This window comes from Candidatus Caldatribacterium saccharofermentans, assembly GCF_050267035.1.
GTDB lineage: Bacteria > Atribacterota > Atribacteria > Atribacterales > Caldatribacteriaceae > Caldatribacterium > Caldatribacterium saccharofermentans.
This window is the reverse complement of sequence record NZ_CP187957.1, coordinates 1,835,929-1,848,350: the sequence shown is the minus strand read 5'-3', so window position 1 is coordinate 1,848,350 and position 12,422 is coordinate 1,835,929. Positions and strand designations below refer to the sequence as shown.

16 protein-coding genes, 1 tRNA gene and 1 riboswitch are annotated in these 12,422 nt (G+C 56.8%); of the genes, 11 read left to right on the top strand and 6 right to left on the bottom strand.

From position 1 onward, the window contains the following. Window position 1 precedes the first annotated feature (1 nt). A riboswitch (TPP riboswitch) is annotated at window positions 2-112 on the bottom strand. Between the two features lie 106 nt (window positions 113-218). Continuing rightward, window positions 219-295 (top strand) — tRNA-Lys (locus ACPT9Q_RS09450). An 81-nt stretch (window positions 296-376) separates the two neighbouring features. Here ACPT9Q_RS09450 and ACPT9Q_RS09445 read toward each other — a convergent pair. Continuing rightward, window positions 377-1,516, bottom strand: a complete 1,140-nt coding sequence (locus ACPT9Q_RS09445; protein WP_427365672.1) for a tyrosine-type recombinase/integrase — start codon at window positions 1,514-1,516, stop codon at window positions 377-379. Beyond that, window positions 1,494-2,942, bottom strand: a complete 1,449-nt coding sequence (locus ACPT9Q_RS09440) for a hypothetical protein (protein ID WP_427365671.1) — start codon at window positions 2,940-2,942, stop codon at window positions 1,494-1,496. The genes ACPT9Q_RS09445 and ACPT9Q_RS09440 overlap by 23 nt, the downstream gene beginning before the upstream one ends. 156 nt (window positions 2,943-3,098) lie before the next feature. On the opposite strand from ACPT9Q_RS09440, the gene ACPT9Q_RS09435 reads away from it, so the two are divergent. The 9 genes from ACPT9Q_RS09435 (at window position 3,099) to ACPT9Q_RS09395 (ending at window position 7,590) form a co-directional block, all read left to right on the top strand. Then, complete coding sequence (locus tag ACPT9Q_RS09435; RefSeq protein ID WP_427366758.1) at window positions 3,099-3,233, top strand: helix-turn-helix domain-containing protein; 135 nt, start codon at window positions 3,099-3,101, stop codon at window positions 3,231-3,233. After that, window positions 3,220-3,702, top strand: a complete 483-nt coding sequence (locus tag ACPT9Q_RS09430) for a virulence-associated protein E (RefSeq protein WP_427365670.1) — start codon at window positions 3,220-3,222, stop codon at window positions 3,700-3,702. Before ACPT9Q_RS09435 ends, ACPT9Q_RS09430 begins: the two co-directional genes overlap by 14 nt. Beyond that, entirely contained in the window at window positions 3,681-5,411 is a 1,731-nt protein-coding gene (locus ACPT9Q_RS09425) for a hypothetical protein (protein WP_427365669.1), read from the top strand. The genes ACPT9Q_RS09430 and ACPT9Q_RS09425 overlap by 22 nt, the downstream gene beginning before the upstream one ends. Beyond that, entirely contained in the window at window positions 5,392-5,814 is a 423-nt protein-coding gene (locus tag ACPT9Q_RS09420) for a hypothetical protein (RefSeq protein WP_427365668.1), read from the top strand. The genes ACPT9Q_RS09425 and ACPT9Q_RS09420 overlap by 20 nt, the downstream gene beginning before the upstream one ends. Then, on the top strand, window positions 5,792-6,217 hold the full coding sequence (locus ACPT9Q_RS09415; RefSeq protein ID WP_427365667.1) for a hypothetical protein: 426 nt from the start codon (window positions 5,792-5,794) through the stop codon (window positions 6,215-6,217). Before ACPT9Q_RS09420 ends, ACPT9Q_RS09415 begins: the two co-directional genes overlap by 23 nt. Window positions 6,218-6,220: 3 nt before the next feature. Next, window positions 6,221-6,490 carry a hypothetical protein gene (locus tag ACPT9Q_RS09410; protein WP_427365666.1) on the top strand — a complete coding sequence of 90 codons (270 nt, stop codon included), beginning with the start codon at window positions 6,221-6,223 and terminating at the stop codon, window positions 6,488-6,490. 84 nt (window positions 6,491-6,574) lie between these two features. After that, entirely contained in the window at window positions 6,575-6,817 is a 243-nt protein-coding gene (locus tag ACPT9Q_RS09405) for a hypothetical protein (RefSeq protein WP_427365665.1), read from the top strand. Between the two features lie 50 nt (window positions 6,818-6,867). Beyond that, window positions 6,868-7,257 (top strand): hypothetical protein, encoded by a 390-nt coding sequence (locus ACPT9Q_RS09400; protein WP_427365664.1) that lies wholly within the window; start codon window positions 6,868-6,870, stop codon window positions 7,255-7,257. A gap of 102 nt (window positions 7,258-7,359) precedes the next feature. Further along, entirely contained in the window at window positions 7,360-7,590 is a 231-nt protein-coding gene (locus ACPT9Q_RS09395; RefSeq protein ID WP_427365663.1) for a hypothetical protein, read from the top strand. A gap of 50 nt (window positions 7,591-7,640) precedes the next feature. On the opposite strand, the gene ACPT9Q_RS09390 is transcribed toward ACPT9Q_RS09395, so the two are convergent. The 3 genes from ACPT9Q_RS09390 to ACPT9Q_RS09380 form a co-directional block, all read right to left on the bottom strand. Beyond that, window positions 7,641-7,937, bottom strand: coding sequence for a hypothetical protein (locus ACPT9Q_RS09390; RefSeq protein WP_427365662.1), 297 nt, complete (start codon window positions 7,935-7,937; stop codon window positions 7,641-7,643). A 21-nt stretch (window positions 7,938-7,958) separates the two neighbouring features. Then, window positions 7,959-8,093 carry a hypothetical protein gene (locus tag ACPT9Q_RS09385; protein WP_427365661.1) on the bottom strand — a complete coding sequence of 45 codons (135 nt, stop codon included), beginning with the start codon at window positions 8,091-8,093 and terminating at the stop codon, window positions 7,959-7,961. 628 nt (window positions 8,094-8,721) lie between these two features. Further along, the gene (locus tag ACPT9Q_RS09380) at window positions 8,722-10,173 is read right to left on the bottom strand and encodes a glucuronate isomerase (RefSeq protein WP_427365660.1); all 1,452 of its coding nucleotides are present in this window, start codon (window positions 10,171-10,173) and stop codon (window positions 8,722-8,724) included. A 269-nt stretch (window positions 10,174-10,442) separates the two neighbouring features. Here ACPT9Q_RS09380 and ACPT9Q_RS09375 point away from each other — a divergent pair, with 269 nt between their 5' ends. Continuing rightward, the gene (locus ACPT9Q_RS09375) at window positions 10,443-10,991 is read left to right on the top strand and encodes an NAD(P)H-dependent oxidoreductase (RefSeq protein ID WP_026137381.1); all 549 of its coding nucleotides are present in this window, start codon (window positions 10,443-10,445) and stop codon (window positions 10,989-10,991) included. 110 nt (window positions 10,992-11,101) lie between these two features. Here ACPT9Q_RS09375 and ACPT9Q_RS09370 read toward each other — a convergent pair whose 3' ends face one another. Then, window positions 11,102-12,058 carry a WD40 repeat domain-containing protein gene (locus ACPT9Q_RS09370; protein ID WP_427365659.1) on the bottom strand — a complete coding sequence of 319 codons (957 nt, stop codon included), beginning with the start codon at window positions 12,056-12,058 and terminating at the stop codon, window positions 11,102-11,104. Window positions 12,059-12,422: the final 364 nt, after the last annotated feature.

The following is a 12,422-nucleotide window of genomic DNA, read 5'->3' as shown; positions in this document are numbered from 1 at the left end:
GGCCCAAAATCCACCAACTCCCTCCGCTGGCATTACCCAGATCAGGTTCAAAGGGTCGAGAGCTTGCGCTCTCCTCTCAGCCCCGCGTTATGGAGCTCCCCCGGTTCCGTATTCACTTTGAGAGCATTATACCAGAAAAGAGCTGGGGATTTCCACCGGGCTTTCCGAAAACCCCTTGACACTTCGTATTCCTCATAGTATATTCTACCTTGCCTGGTGGGCCGTTAGCTCAATTTGGCAGAGCAACTGACTCTTAATCAGTGGGTTGCAGGTTCAAGTCCTGCACGGCCTACCAGAAACCCTCTAAAATCAAGGCTTCCGGCGACCGCTATTTCGGGGGAAACACCCTTTTGACAACAGTTTGACAACAACGCCATCAGAAGACCTCCTTGAAGAGGTCCCGGAGCTTCTCCACGGCCATCTCCTTCAGCCCGGGGATGAGCTTGCTGTAGGTGTCCATGGTGATGGTGATGCTGGAGTGGCCCAGCACCTCGGAGACAACCTTGGGATGCACCCCTTTGGCCAGAAGGTAGGAGGCAAAGGAATGCCTGAGCCCGTGAATGGTGAAGTTCTCAATCCCCGCTTCTCGGCAGATGGCATGGAAAACCCGGGTGAAGTTGCGGGGGAGAATTGCAGTATGGACCTCCGAGGGGAAGACAAGGTCGGTTTCCGGCCAATCGGGACCCAGTCTCATTCTTTCCGCAAGCCACCTCTTTCGCCAGGCCTTGAGTTCCTCCGTTACCTCGGGGAGCAAGGGGATGGTCCTCCGGCTCTGTTTGGTCTTGGGTTCCTCAAAAGTCACCCCCTGGATTAAGGGTACAAGGACCTGACTCACGCTGACCGTACCCTCCTCAAGGTTCACATCCTGCCATCGCAGGCCTAAAACTTCGGACCTTCTCATCCCCGTGGTGGCCAGAAGCAAAAAGGCGGGAAACAGACGATGTGTTTTTGCACAGGAGAGGAAGCGCTGCATCTCTTCCGGAGACAGGATTCGGATTTCCTTTTGTTTCCTCTTGGGAAGGCTCACGCAGTCGGCGGGGTTGCGGGGGAGGTAACCGAGCTCCACGGCCTTCTCCAGGGAGGAGTGGAGGATGACGTAGATGAACTTGATGGTGTTTGGAGCCAATCCTTCCTTCTCTTTCTCGGCAAAGAAGCGTTGCAGGATTTCGGGTCTCAAGCGCTCGAGGAGCATTTTCCCTAAGGAAGGGAGGATGTGGTTCTGCGCAAAGCGGGCATACCGCTCACAGGTGCTCTTCCGCAACATCGGTCGCTTATAATACTCAAGCCACAGGGCAAACCAGTCCCCAAAGGTATACCTCTCAGGAGAGACAAGGCCAGCGTTGACCTGGGGAAGGAGCTTGGCAAGTTTCTCGGCGACTTCCTGTCTTGTCTTCCCGTAGAAGAACTTCCGGACGGGCTTCCCCGTCTTTGGGTCATAGCCCAGGGTTACCGCCCCGCACCATCTTCCGTCCTTGCGCCTGCAGATGGTCCCCTCACGGTTCCCGCGCCTTCCCATGGTCACCCCTCCCAAGCTCCTCCCAGATTTCTTTTAAACTCTTTCCCGCCTGTAGCCTTCTCTGCAGGAAGCGCTCTGCGGCCCGGCGTCCGACCTTCCGGAGTTCCATATACCTCTGGACGATGAGCCCTTTGAACTCGGTCTCCAGGAGAAGACGCTTTGCTTCCTGCAGTTGCTCTTTGGTAAGGAAATGCCTTTGTTTGCGCACCAGAAGACCCTCTGGGGTGAGCTGCTCGAAAGACTCAGTAAGGGCTGGCAGTTTCCCGGCGAGAATTGCCCGCAAAAGACGCTGGTAGAGGGCTTTGTGTTTGAGGGGAATTTGCGTTTCTTCAAGGAGGTAGGTCACGGCTTCCTTGAGGGGGAGGGGGAAGGTGTGTTCTCGGTGGAATTTCCTTGGCATTTCGTGCACCTCTTCCACGGGAATTTCCTCCTTCGGGGGCTCTTCGCTTATGTGGTGGTCCAGTTTCTTGATGTAGCTCTGAAAACTGTACTGGCTCACCGGAGTGCGCCAGTGCTCTAAGAGATGCGCCACCACATCGGTAACCTCCTCTTTCTTGAGCACGCTGCGCACGTAGCCCAGCAAATAGCGGCAGTACGCTTCTTCTCTGGTCTGGCGGTAGGCCCACAGGCACATCTGGGCAATGGTCTCCGGGGTCTCCAGTTCTTCCCCCACCAGGATGACAGGGAGACGCTCCTCCTGGAGTACTCCAGGAAGAAGGGAGAGGAATCCCTGGAGCGCTTCCAGGAACTCCCGAAGGCCAGGAACTACATCTCTGAAGCGCTGCAGAAGCTTCACCTGGCCCTGGAAATCCTCGGGGTTTGGTGCTCCCCCGTGGTGCTCGAGGTGAGCAAGGGCTTCCTCTATGGCGTCGACGTCCTCAAGGTTGATCCCCAGGCGAAGGAGCGAATCCCCCTTGCGTGCATAGTCCTCTTTGCCCTCTCGTGCGGCAAGCCAGAAGAGATGGATGCCGCAGACCACAAGCCAGACCCGGAGGCGAAGCACGGCCAACCAGTCCAGGCGAGTGGGTGCGTTGTGCACCAGGGAGAAGAGCGAGGCGGCCTGGGCAATCTCCAGCCAGGACCGATGGGCGAAGAAGAAACGCAGTTTACCTTTGCGGAGAACGAAGCCATCGAAAAACCCCTGGGTAAAAACGCCATACACCGGGATTACCTCCCATCCGCTCTCTGCTCGAACTGGAGCGGTGAGGAAGCGGTTCACCGCTGCCCGCTCCTCTGGGGTGAGCCTGGCCATGAACTCGGACCACTGCCGCCATCCCTCCCGGTAATCCCCGGTGGACACCGAGGGGATGAGGTCCAGGCGGTTGTGGTCCATGGCGTAGTCCCACAGGCGGCCGCCCCTGTTGAGGTCCCCCGTGTAGAGGCAGGCGTCCACAAAGGCCTGCCGAGCCACCATCGTTTTTTTCAAAAAAGCCAATCCCTGGAGCAAATTCTCCACTTGTTCGTTTTTGTTCCTATTATAAGGTGAAAACCAGAGCTCAGCAAGGCCTTTGGGAGAGGTGATGGAGTTGTGAGTGAAAAAATCACCCAAAAAGTGCTCCTGCGGCCCAAGGACGTCCAAGAGATGACAGGGCTCGGGAAGAATCAGACCTACCGTCTCTTTCGAAGGGCAGACTTTCCAGCGAAACGCCTGGGGCGCTCGTGGTTCGTGAGCCGTGCCGCTTTTGAAAGGTGGTTGGAGCAGCGTGGTGATCACTGAGCGACTTTTGCAACTACTCAACGGCGTGCGGCAAGTAGGCCCGGGGCGGTGGATGGCCCGCTGCCCAGCACACGATGATCATACGCCGTCTCTTTCCATCCGGGAGGCGGAGGATGGGCGAATCCTTATGCACTGCTTCGCTGGGTGCAGAACTTCAGACGTTCTCCAGGCTCTGGGGCTCACCTTCCGGGACCTCTTCCCCAATGGTGCACCACAAACCCCCGGGGTTTCCCCAAAAGTCATACGGCGGCGGGCGGAACGCATCATCGATGAAGCGGCGGAAGTGCTGTGCTTCTTTGAGCAGGCGAAGAGGAACTTAGGCTCGTTGATCGAAGAAGAACCGTGGGCGGCGATGCTCCATCGGGAGCTACTTTTTGAGTACCTCTGGGACTCCTGCAGGCGCGGGGACTTCGAGAATCTTCAACAACTCAAGGAGGAAGTTCGGTTATGGAAGGAAACTATCCTTTAGCCTCTGAGGGAATCCTCGCCCTCTTGAACGGTGAAGTCTCTTCTGAGAGCCGTCAGAAAAAGAGCCAGGCGCAGGAACTTCTTGCTCTTGCAATTGAGCATGGGGATTTCTGGACAAGCCCCGACGGCGTTGAGTTCGTCACCTTCGCACAAAGCGGCCCCAGTGAGCACTGGCCGCTCGACTCACGCCGTGCCCGGCAGTGGCTTGCTGGCCTGTACTACGAAGCTCACGGGAAGCCGCTTTCTTCGCAGACTATTAGCGACGTTGTCGAGCTTCTCAAGTGGCGGGCTGTAAGAAGCAATAAACGCATCCAGGTGCATTTACGAATCGCAAAACTTCACGACATCCTCTTCTTGGACCTCTGTGACGATTCCTGGCAAGCAGTCGAGATAACAAAGCACGGCTGGCGTGTTTGCGCACCTTACGTTGCCTTTCGGCGTAGCAGAGGCATGCTCCCGCTACCACATCCTGAGGAGGGAAGTATCGAGCTTCTGCGGAACTTCCTAAATGTTGACGACGAAAGCTTCGTGCTTGTTATTTCATGGCTTCTGGCGGCAATGAGGGAAGAGGGGCCTTTCCCAATCCTGCTACTTGAGGGAGAGCAGGGCTCGGGGAAGTCCACGGCGGCCAGGGTACTGCGCTCGCTCGTTGACCCCAATGCCTGCCCTCTTCGTTCCACCCCCCGGGAAGAGCGAGATTTAATGATTGCGGCCCGGAATGCCTGGGTTCTCGCATTCGACAACTTGAGCGGCATTCCGCCGTGGTTCTCTGATGCGCTCTGTCGGCTTGCTACAGGCGGGGGCTTCGCCATTCGTAAGCTTTACACTGACGCCGATGAGGAACTTTTCGAGGCCACACGGCCGATTGTCTGCACAGGCATCGACGACATCGTTTCTCGACACGACTTCCTGGACCGCTGCATCCGGGTGACGCTTCCGCCAATCCCCGATGAAAAGCGCAGGGATGAGACAATGTTCTGGAATGAATTCGAAAAGGCGCGACCAAAAATCCTCGGTGGCCTGCTCAATGCAGTGTGCACAGGACTTCAGAACTGGGAGAGCACGAAGCTTGACCGACTCCCGCGCATGGCCGATTTTGCCCGATGGGTGGTGGCCTGCGAGGAAGCTCTGCCGTGGAGACCCGGGACGTTTCTTGAGGTCTACAGCGAAAATCGTCAGGAAACGATTCTCCAGGCGACAGAGCTCGACCCCTTCATCTGCGCTTTGCGGAACTTAGTGAGTGAAGGTGACTGGGAAGGAACGCCTACCGAGCTTCTGGCGGCGCTCTCGAGCTCGGTTTCCGAAGCGGTGAAGCGGTCAAGTAGCTGGCCATCGACCCCTGAGCGATTGGGCAGGAAAATTAAGCGCTCCATGAGCTTTCTGCGGGCACTCGGGATTGCAGTCGAGAGCTACCGCAAGTCAGGGGGGTCACGTACTCGGGTCTACAGAATCTTTAGAGAAAGTCCGGATAAAACCGTCCCTACTGTCCCTACTGTCCCGAACCAGGAAAAAGACCAGGAAAATCAAGGTTTTCAGGGTGGGACAGTAAGTAGGGACAGTAATGGCGGTGGGACGGATTTACTGTCCCGGCCAAAACCCGCACCAGAAGCGGGTTGGGACGGTAGGGACGGTAGGGACAGTAATATCCCCACTTTTTCAAAAAAACCCCACGAACGGGGGGATGGTTGGGATGAAATCGTCCTTGGGTGAGGTCCTGCGGGACCTCAGGAACCAGGGGATTGTGCTCTCTCTCGATGAGAGCGGTAAACTCAGGCTCAGGGGTCCAAAAGGGTCCCTGAGCCCTGAACTCCTTGAAAGGACAAGGCCCTACAAGGAGGCCCTGAAGCTCATCGCCGAGAAAGGGATAGTGGTCGAACCCTGCTGGGGGAGCTGTGGGGGCAGGGAAGCAGAGTTCATCCCCACCCTCGAGGTAATGGAAAAATCTCCCTTCCGGAAGTGGGTGTGTCTTGAGTGCGGATGGGAAATCTGGAGGAGGGAATCCGGGGAATTCCCCTCCGGGATCCTCCAGGCCACCCTCCGGATTTTCCCCAAAAGCTCCGTGGTCCAGTTCATCCCCCGGGAGGTGAAGGATGAGGCGCCTTCCCTGTTATAAGAGGATCCGTCAGGCCCTGGCTTACCTCATCAGCCAGGGAATCTTTCTGGTCTACGACCCTGAGCAGGGGGTGACGGCCTTCTATGACAGCAAGCCCTCAGAGCACGCCGAGGCGGTCCTCCTCGACCTCCGGGAATATAAGGAGGAGCTCACGGCGTTCCTGCGGGATTGGGAGTACTACCCGGCAGTGGTCGGCGGTTCCCTCCTTCTCTTCTCCCGGGAGGTGGACCGGATGCTCTATGAGACCCTCACGAAGCTTGGTGTCCGCTTCTCCCTCGAGGATGGAGAGCTCCGCTGGTCTCACGTGGCGGATCCGCTCCTGAATCAGTTCATCGCCGAACACGCCTTTCGGATTCGGGATTACCTCGAGTGCACAATGACGCCTTCTTGGGTGCGGAGGTGACGCATGGAAATCCCGGAACTCTTGGCCTTTCTGGACACAGGAGGATGGAATTGCAACCTGTGGCGGGTATGGTGTCCCTTCTGTCGTCGCTGGCACGTTCACGGTGCAGGGGGTAAGGACGAGGACCCTATGAAGACCCTGGGCCACCGGGTAGCCCACTGCAAACCCGGGGGGCCCTTTGAGATCACCGGGTACCGCTTGGTTTACGGTGGTCTATGGCAGGATCTACCCCAGGAGGTGCGACGACGGGGTGCTCCCAAGCCCCGGAGATGAATTTTTACTCTCCAGGGCTTGACGTCCTCCCGTTCTTAGGGTACAATAAAACCAGAGATGTACCCTAAGAGAGGAGGGGGAGCCATGAAGGAGGAAATCCGCAAGGTCCTGGAGGGAATGACCCGGGAGGAACTCATCGAGGTGTGGGAGTACGTTGCTGAGCTCATTGACGAGAAGGAAGAAGAAACCCCAGAGAACCAGAGAGGTCATGTTGAACTCAAGTGGATTCCCGGGAAGGGCGGGAAGCTCTATGGACCCTATGCCTACCTCAGATGGTGGGAGGATGGGAAGCACAAGGCGAAGTACCTGGGCAAGGTGGTGGTGTAGCCCGGGGAGAACTCCGGGCTTTGCAATCTATGGAAGGAGGATGAAAACCCTTGGGACGCTCAAAGCTGGGTAGAAAGAAGGAGCTGGCCCTGGTGGCCCTCCTGGAGAGCCGGGACCTCAAAGAGGCGGCAGAGAAAGTGGGGGTTTCCGAGGTAACCCTCTGGCGGTGGCTACGGCGGGAGGACTTCCGCAACGCCTTCCGGGAGCTCAAGAAGGAAGCGGTTTCCCTGGCCATCTCGAGGATTCAACAGGTGTGCGGGGAAGCGGTGGAAACCCTGCGGGAGGTTATGACCCTGGGGAAAGGTGAGGCTCCCAGAGTCCAGGCGGCGAAGGCCATTCTCGAGCTTGCCCTCAAAGCCCTGGAGATTGAGGAGCTCGAAGAGCGGATTGAAGCCCTGGAGAAACGGGTGAACGAAGGGAGGGATGGTGGATGGGATTGAGAGAGCGAATCAGGGAGCTTGAGAGAAGAATTTTGAAGCGGGAGAAGCCGAAGGTCTTTGATGTCATCCTCGAGGACGACGTACCCCCGGAGGAAAAAGAGGATGAGGGAGCTAAAGAAGAGAATCGAGCAACCGGAGAAGGCCCTCAATCCTGAACCCTCCTTCCGCCCCGGGGTGGTGTTCCCGGAATCCTTAGATGGCGGGTACCGTGCGAAAGGCGCCAGGGAAGAGCGGGTTTTTGCCACCCTCGAGGAGGCTAAGGGTTTCCTGCGAGCCCGAGGATGTAGACCCATCATTGTTGTGGAGCTTGTAAGCGCTAAAAGAGAGGCATGAGCAACAGGTCGACACAGGTCCCCGGGGGCCAAGCGACCCCCGGGTTTGGTCTAAAGGTAATGGAGAATGGGACCCCAGTTTCTAAGTTCTTTTTCGTCATCGACATAAGTGATGTCCCCTTCGACGTCCACAATTTTTCCCTTCTTCACGTAGAATCTTCCCACGACGTCTCCATCAGCGTGCCAGTAGCCGTGAGGACCAAAGGGGAAATGTAGTCCTTCGGTTCTGTCGCACAGGTCGTTCGTAACTTCATTGATGTAGTGCTCCTCATGGCAGAACGGACAGTAGAACGAGAAAGCAATCCCTCCCCCCTGCATGGTCCACTTGTAAACGTTGAATCCCTTCATCCTCGCTTCCTCCTTTCGGGATTACGCTTCCTCTGGGACCTCCCCAAACACTTCTTCGTACCCAAGGTGTTTCTCAGGAAGCTGCTCATACCATTCCTTTGCTTCCTCTCTGGAGATGGGCTCAATGGAGCTCCGTTCTCCCTGCCATTTTCTCATTGTACCTCCTGAGACTGTCAAAACGTGTCACTCCACGTTTTCCAGGCCATTAACCCACAAAACGGGTCCTCGTACCCAACTTCCCGGATTTCGATTCCCACATTCCCTAAAAGTTCCTTCGTCTCCGTTGAGCATCACCTCCTCCCTTTAGTTAGCCATCTAATTTGACAACAATTTGACAACAACGCAGAGAAAAAATGGGGGGATGCCAAAATACAGAATCCAGATTTTAAGCGCCTTCGAGTGATGTGGGGGGACACCAAAATACCCGTGCCTGCGACAGTGGGTTGCAGGTTCAAGTCCTGCACGGCCTACCAGAAACTCCCTGAAATCAAGCTTTTTGGCTACCTGCTTACTCAAGGAGCCCTGCTTTGACAGCAGTTTGACGGCAACGCCATCAGAGAACCCCCTTGATGATGTCCCGAGGCTTCTCTGTGTTCACCTTGCCGAGCTTAGGGATAACCCTGCCGCAAGTATTCACGGCGGTGCCCGGGCACCTCTCTTCCACCACCCTGGCAGAGAAAGAGGAACACAGGAGAAAAGGCGAGAACACAGGTAAAGCGGATGTTTTTCCGATCTCGCAACCTTCAGGAAAACAGGTCGGACATTCCCCAAAAAAGGCCCAGGGCTACTGCGAAAGCATCTCTTCCAGGCCAAAAATCCGGACCGAGTTGCGATACATGAGGGATTCCACGAGGAACACGGCACCCTGGCGGGAAATCTGGCCCTCGGCGAGGAGTTTCCCCACCACCCGGCAAATCATCCGGTCAAAGACCTCGAACCTGCTTCCTTCTGAGAGAATCTTTCGCCCATCGGCCACCGGTCCTCCCATGGAGGCAAGGAGCGAGGAATTCGCCACTTCCAGGAGGGCCTGTTCAATGAGGTGAGGAGCGTCGTTGAACCACCAGGGGAAACCCGTGTGCACCCTGGGAAAAGCCCGCTCCAAAGCGATGTTCACGTGGAGGCACTCGTGGTTCATGGCGTAGAGCACCAGGTGAGACTCGTCCTTGCTTTTCCCACTGAAAAATCGGGAAAGAAGGGGTCGGAGGTTCTCCACAACCTGGATACCATCAAGCGTCACATCGCCTCCGGTGTCGCTCCCCCACCGGGTGTAGAGGTAATCATTGGCGTTCCTGAGCACTCCATAGTGAATCTGAGTCACCATGCGGTGTTCCCGGTTCATTTCACAGAAACGGTGCATCATGTAGGAGATGAAATCCCGTACCTCCGGAGAGCGAGGGGCAAAGCGTTCGCCCCTCTCATATGCCCGGATGAAGATTTCCTCCGCCCTCTTTTCCTCCACCTCAAGCCCAAAGGGCTCAAGAAGCCCGTGGTCGCTTGCGCGGGCCCCCAGAGAGGCAAAATACGCGTGGCGTTTGCGCAGGGCCTCCACAAGACCCCGGAGGGTGGTATCTTCACCGGTAAGCGCGCAGAGTCGCTCAACGTTTTCCTTCCACTTCTCGTCGAAAATGTTGCAGTATGCATCGGGACGAAAAGTGGGGAGAAAGATTATATCGGGAATCATCTTCTTCGCTATCCTGTGGTGCACAAGGTCATCGGCAGGGTCGTCGGTGGTGCAAAAGAGTCTGCCACCCATTCGCCGAAGGAGTTCCTGTGGAAGCATCTCCTCCCGCTGCAGGGCTTCTTCCGTTACCCTGAAGATATGCTCTGCTGTATCCGGACCAAGGCACTCCTCAAGGCCAAAGACCCTCCTGAGGTCAAGGTGCAACCACTGGTGCACATGGTTCCCCTCAAGATAGGGAAAGACCCTCCCCAGAGCCATCCACTTCTCAAAATCAGAGAGAGCAGGGTCGTAGGCCAGGTCATGGGAGAAAGGCGGGAACTTCGCTGCAAGCTGTAGCAGGTAGTGGTCACGATTCCCGTAGCGCTCATCCACCACCTCTGCTTTCCAGATGTTCACCAAAGACCGGTTCTCACAAATCTGCTGGAGGCTCAGATGGGTGTGGACATCGACAATCCCACAGGTCCTCCGAAAAGGCAAAGCAACCTCGTGGTAGAGCCACACGGCCTCTTTCGTGGTGAGCAACCACTCCGGTCCCAGGAAATCCCTATCAGCCAAAAGAGCGAGACCTCCTTTCAGGACTTTCTGGAGGACATTCTACCACGACTCTCCTCCAGTCCTCTCTTCATCGTTCTAGCCCGTATGCTGGATTCGCTACCCAAGACTCACCCGGACTATCCGATTCTGGAAAGAATACGTCGCGATTCCACCCTGCAAGCTCTTCAAAGGAAGGGGCAAAGGAGGTATACTCGTTCCTGGTTTCTGGCATTCTCTGTGAAGTTCGCCATTTCAGGGAAAATCACCAAGAATTCCGGGAGGTTGAGCATGTGCTTATCGCAGGCTTTGTAGGAAGCCCAAGGCGGGGTGGAAACACAGAAATCCTGGTGCGGAAAGTCCTCGAAGGCGCAGCCTCGCAGGGAGCGGAAACGGCAATCTATTTCCTCAACGAGCTCACCATCCATGGGTGCCAGGCCTGCAACTTCTGCAAGGAACACGCAGGGTGCCGCCAGGAGGACGACATGACCCTCCTTTACGAGGTCCTGAAAAGGGCCGACGGCTTTGTCCTTGGCTCACCCATTTACATGGATTACCTGACCGCTCAGACCAAGCTCTTCCTGGACCGGCTCTTTGCTTTCTTCGGCCCCAATCTCGAATGTACCCTCCCTCGGGGGAAGAGAGCCGTCCTTGTGTACTCTCAGGGTGGAGGAAACAATCCCGAGGTGATGGAGTCTCTGGCAAGGTTCCTCCGGGAGGCTCTGCATGTGGAGGTCGTGGGGATTGTGGGCGGGAGTGGATGCAACGTTCCCGGCGCGGTGAGGGAGCGCAAAGATCTTCTCAGTCGGGCTTTCGAGCTTGGGAAAAGCCTCGTGGAGTAGAAACTACGTGAGGATTCTTCGGTACTCAAGGCCCAGGCCACCGTCAACACACCGTAGAATAGCACCCAAGAGGCAACGAGCACCTTCCGCCGGAACCCTACAGGGATCCTCTAAGGCCTCAGCCATACCCCATCGGGAATACTGTACAGAAGCACCGTGCCATCCTCGGCACCGGTGGCCAGGAATTCCCCGCCGGGGGAGAAGCACACCGCCGTGACCGTACCGGAATGGTCGGAGAGACTCACCACTCCTTCCCCTCGAAGTGCCTGCAGCTGCACCTGGCCATCCCGTGAGCCTGAGGCAAGGGCTGCTCCATCAGGAGAAAAGGCTATTGACGTCACCCATTCACGGTGACTTTCAAGAACCCTGCAGGAACCGGCAACTCCAGTTTCCCAGAGCCACAGCGACCCGTCATCAAGTCCTGCCGCAAAATGCTCTCCATCCGGTGCAAAGGCTACCGCCGTTACTCCGGCATCGTTAGAGAAGACAACCACCGGGTTCCCTTGCGTCCAGTCCCAGAGCACTGCCGTTGTATCGAGGCTGCCGGAGAGGAGAAACTTCCCATCGGTGGTAAAGGCCAGAGCCATCACCCAGTTGTGGTGACCTTCAAGGGTTCTCACGAGCTTCCCCGTTTCCACTTCCCAGAGCCGCACCGTGGTATCATCAGAACCCGAGGCCAGAAATGCTCCACCAGGGGCAAAGGCCAGGAACCGCACCCAGTTTGTGTGTCCCCTGAGCACCCGAAGGAGCTCCCCCGTTGCCACGTTCCAGAGCTCCACGCACCTCTCCGACCCCAGGGCAAGAAGCGCTCCATCGGGAGAAAGGGCCATGCAGTTCACGAAACCGGTTTGCGCCCGAACGAAACGCACCTCCCTGAGGGTGGGAACCTCAAAAAAGCGCACACCGAGCACCACACCCACCGCAAGCTTGCCTTCTGAGGTAAACCCAAGCCCCTTGACGTACCCCACATCGACCTGAGAGACCGGTGCTTTTGCGCTGGCTCCACCGGTTGTAGCCACGAGGAGCAGAAAAAGCAGTAGAACCGTGCCGCCCTTTCGGGACACCATATTCTCCCCTCCTCACGATGTGTTTGGCTCATTCTATCAAAAGCACACCGGGGTGTCATCCTGAATGCGCCGGAGCCGTCACCCCCGGCGTGCAACAGGCCTTTCAGCGAATTCGAAACGATGCCCCACCACAGGGTTCTCCGCCACGGTAAGGCCCTGGTGTTTTTGCCAGGGCAATTTTGCCCTCTGGGGACCTTATTTTGCGCCCAAAATACCGGCTCGCCACTCCGTTCTTTGCCTCTACAAGGTTGCCGTTTCGTCTCCAAAGCAGTCTCACCTCTCAGGGGTCATCGTAAGCCTCGTTTTTTGCCTGCGAAGCAATCTCGTGAGACTGCTTCGCTTCGCTCGCAGTGACAAAAAGAGG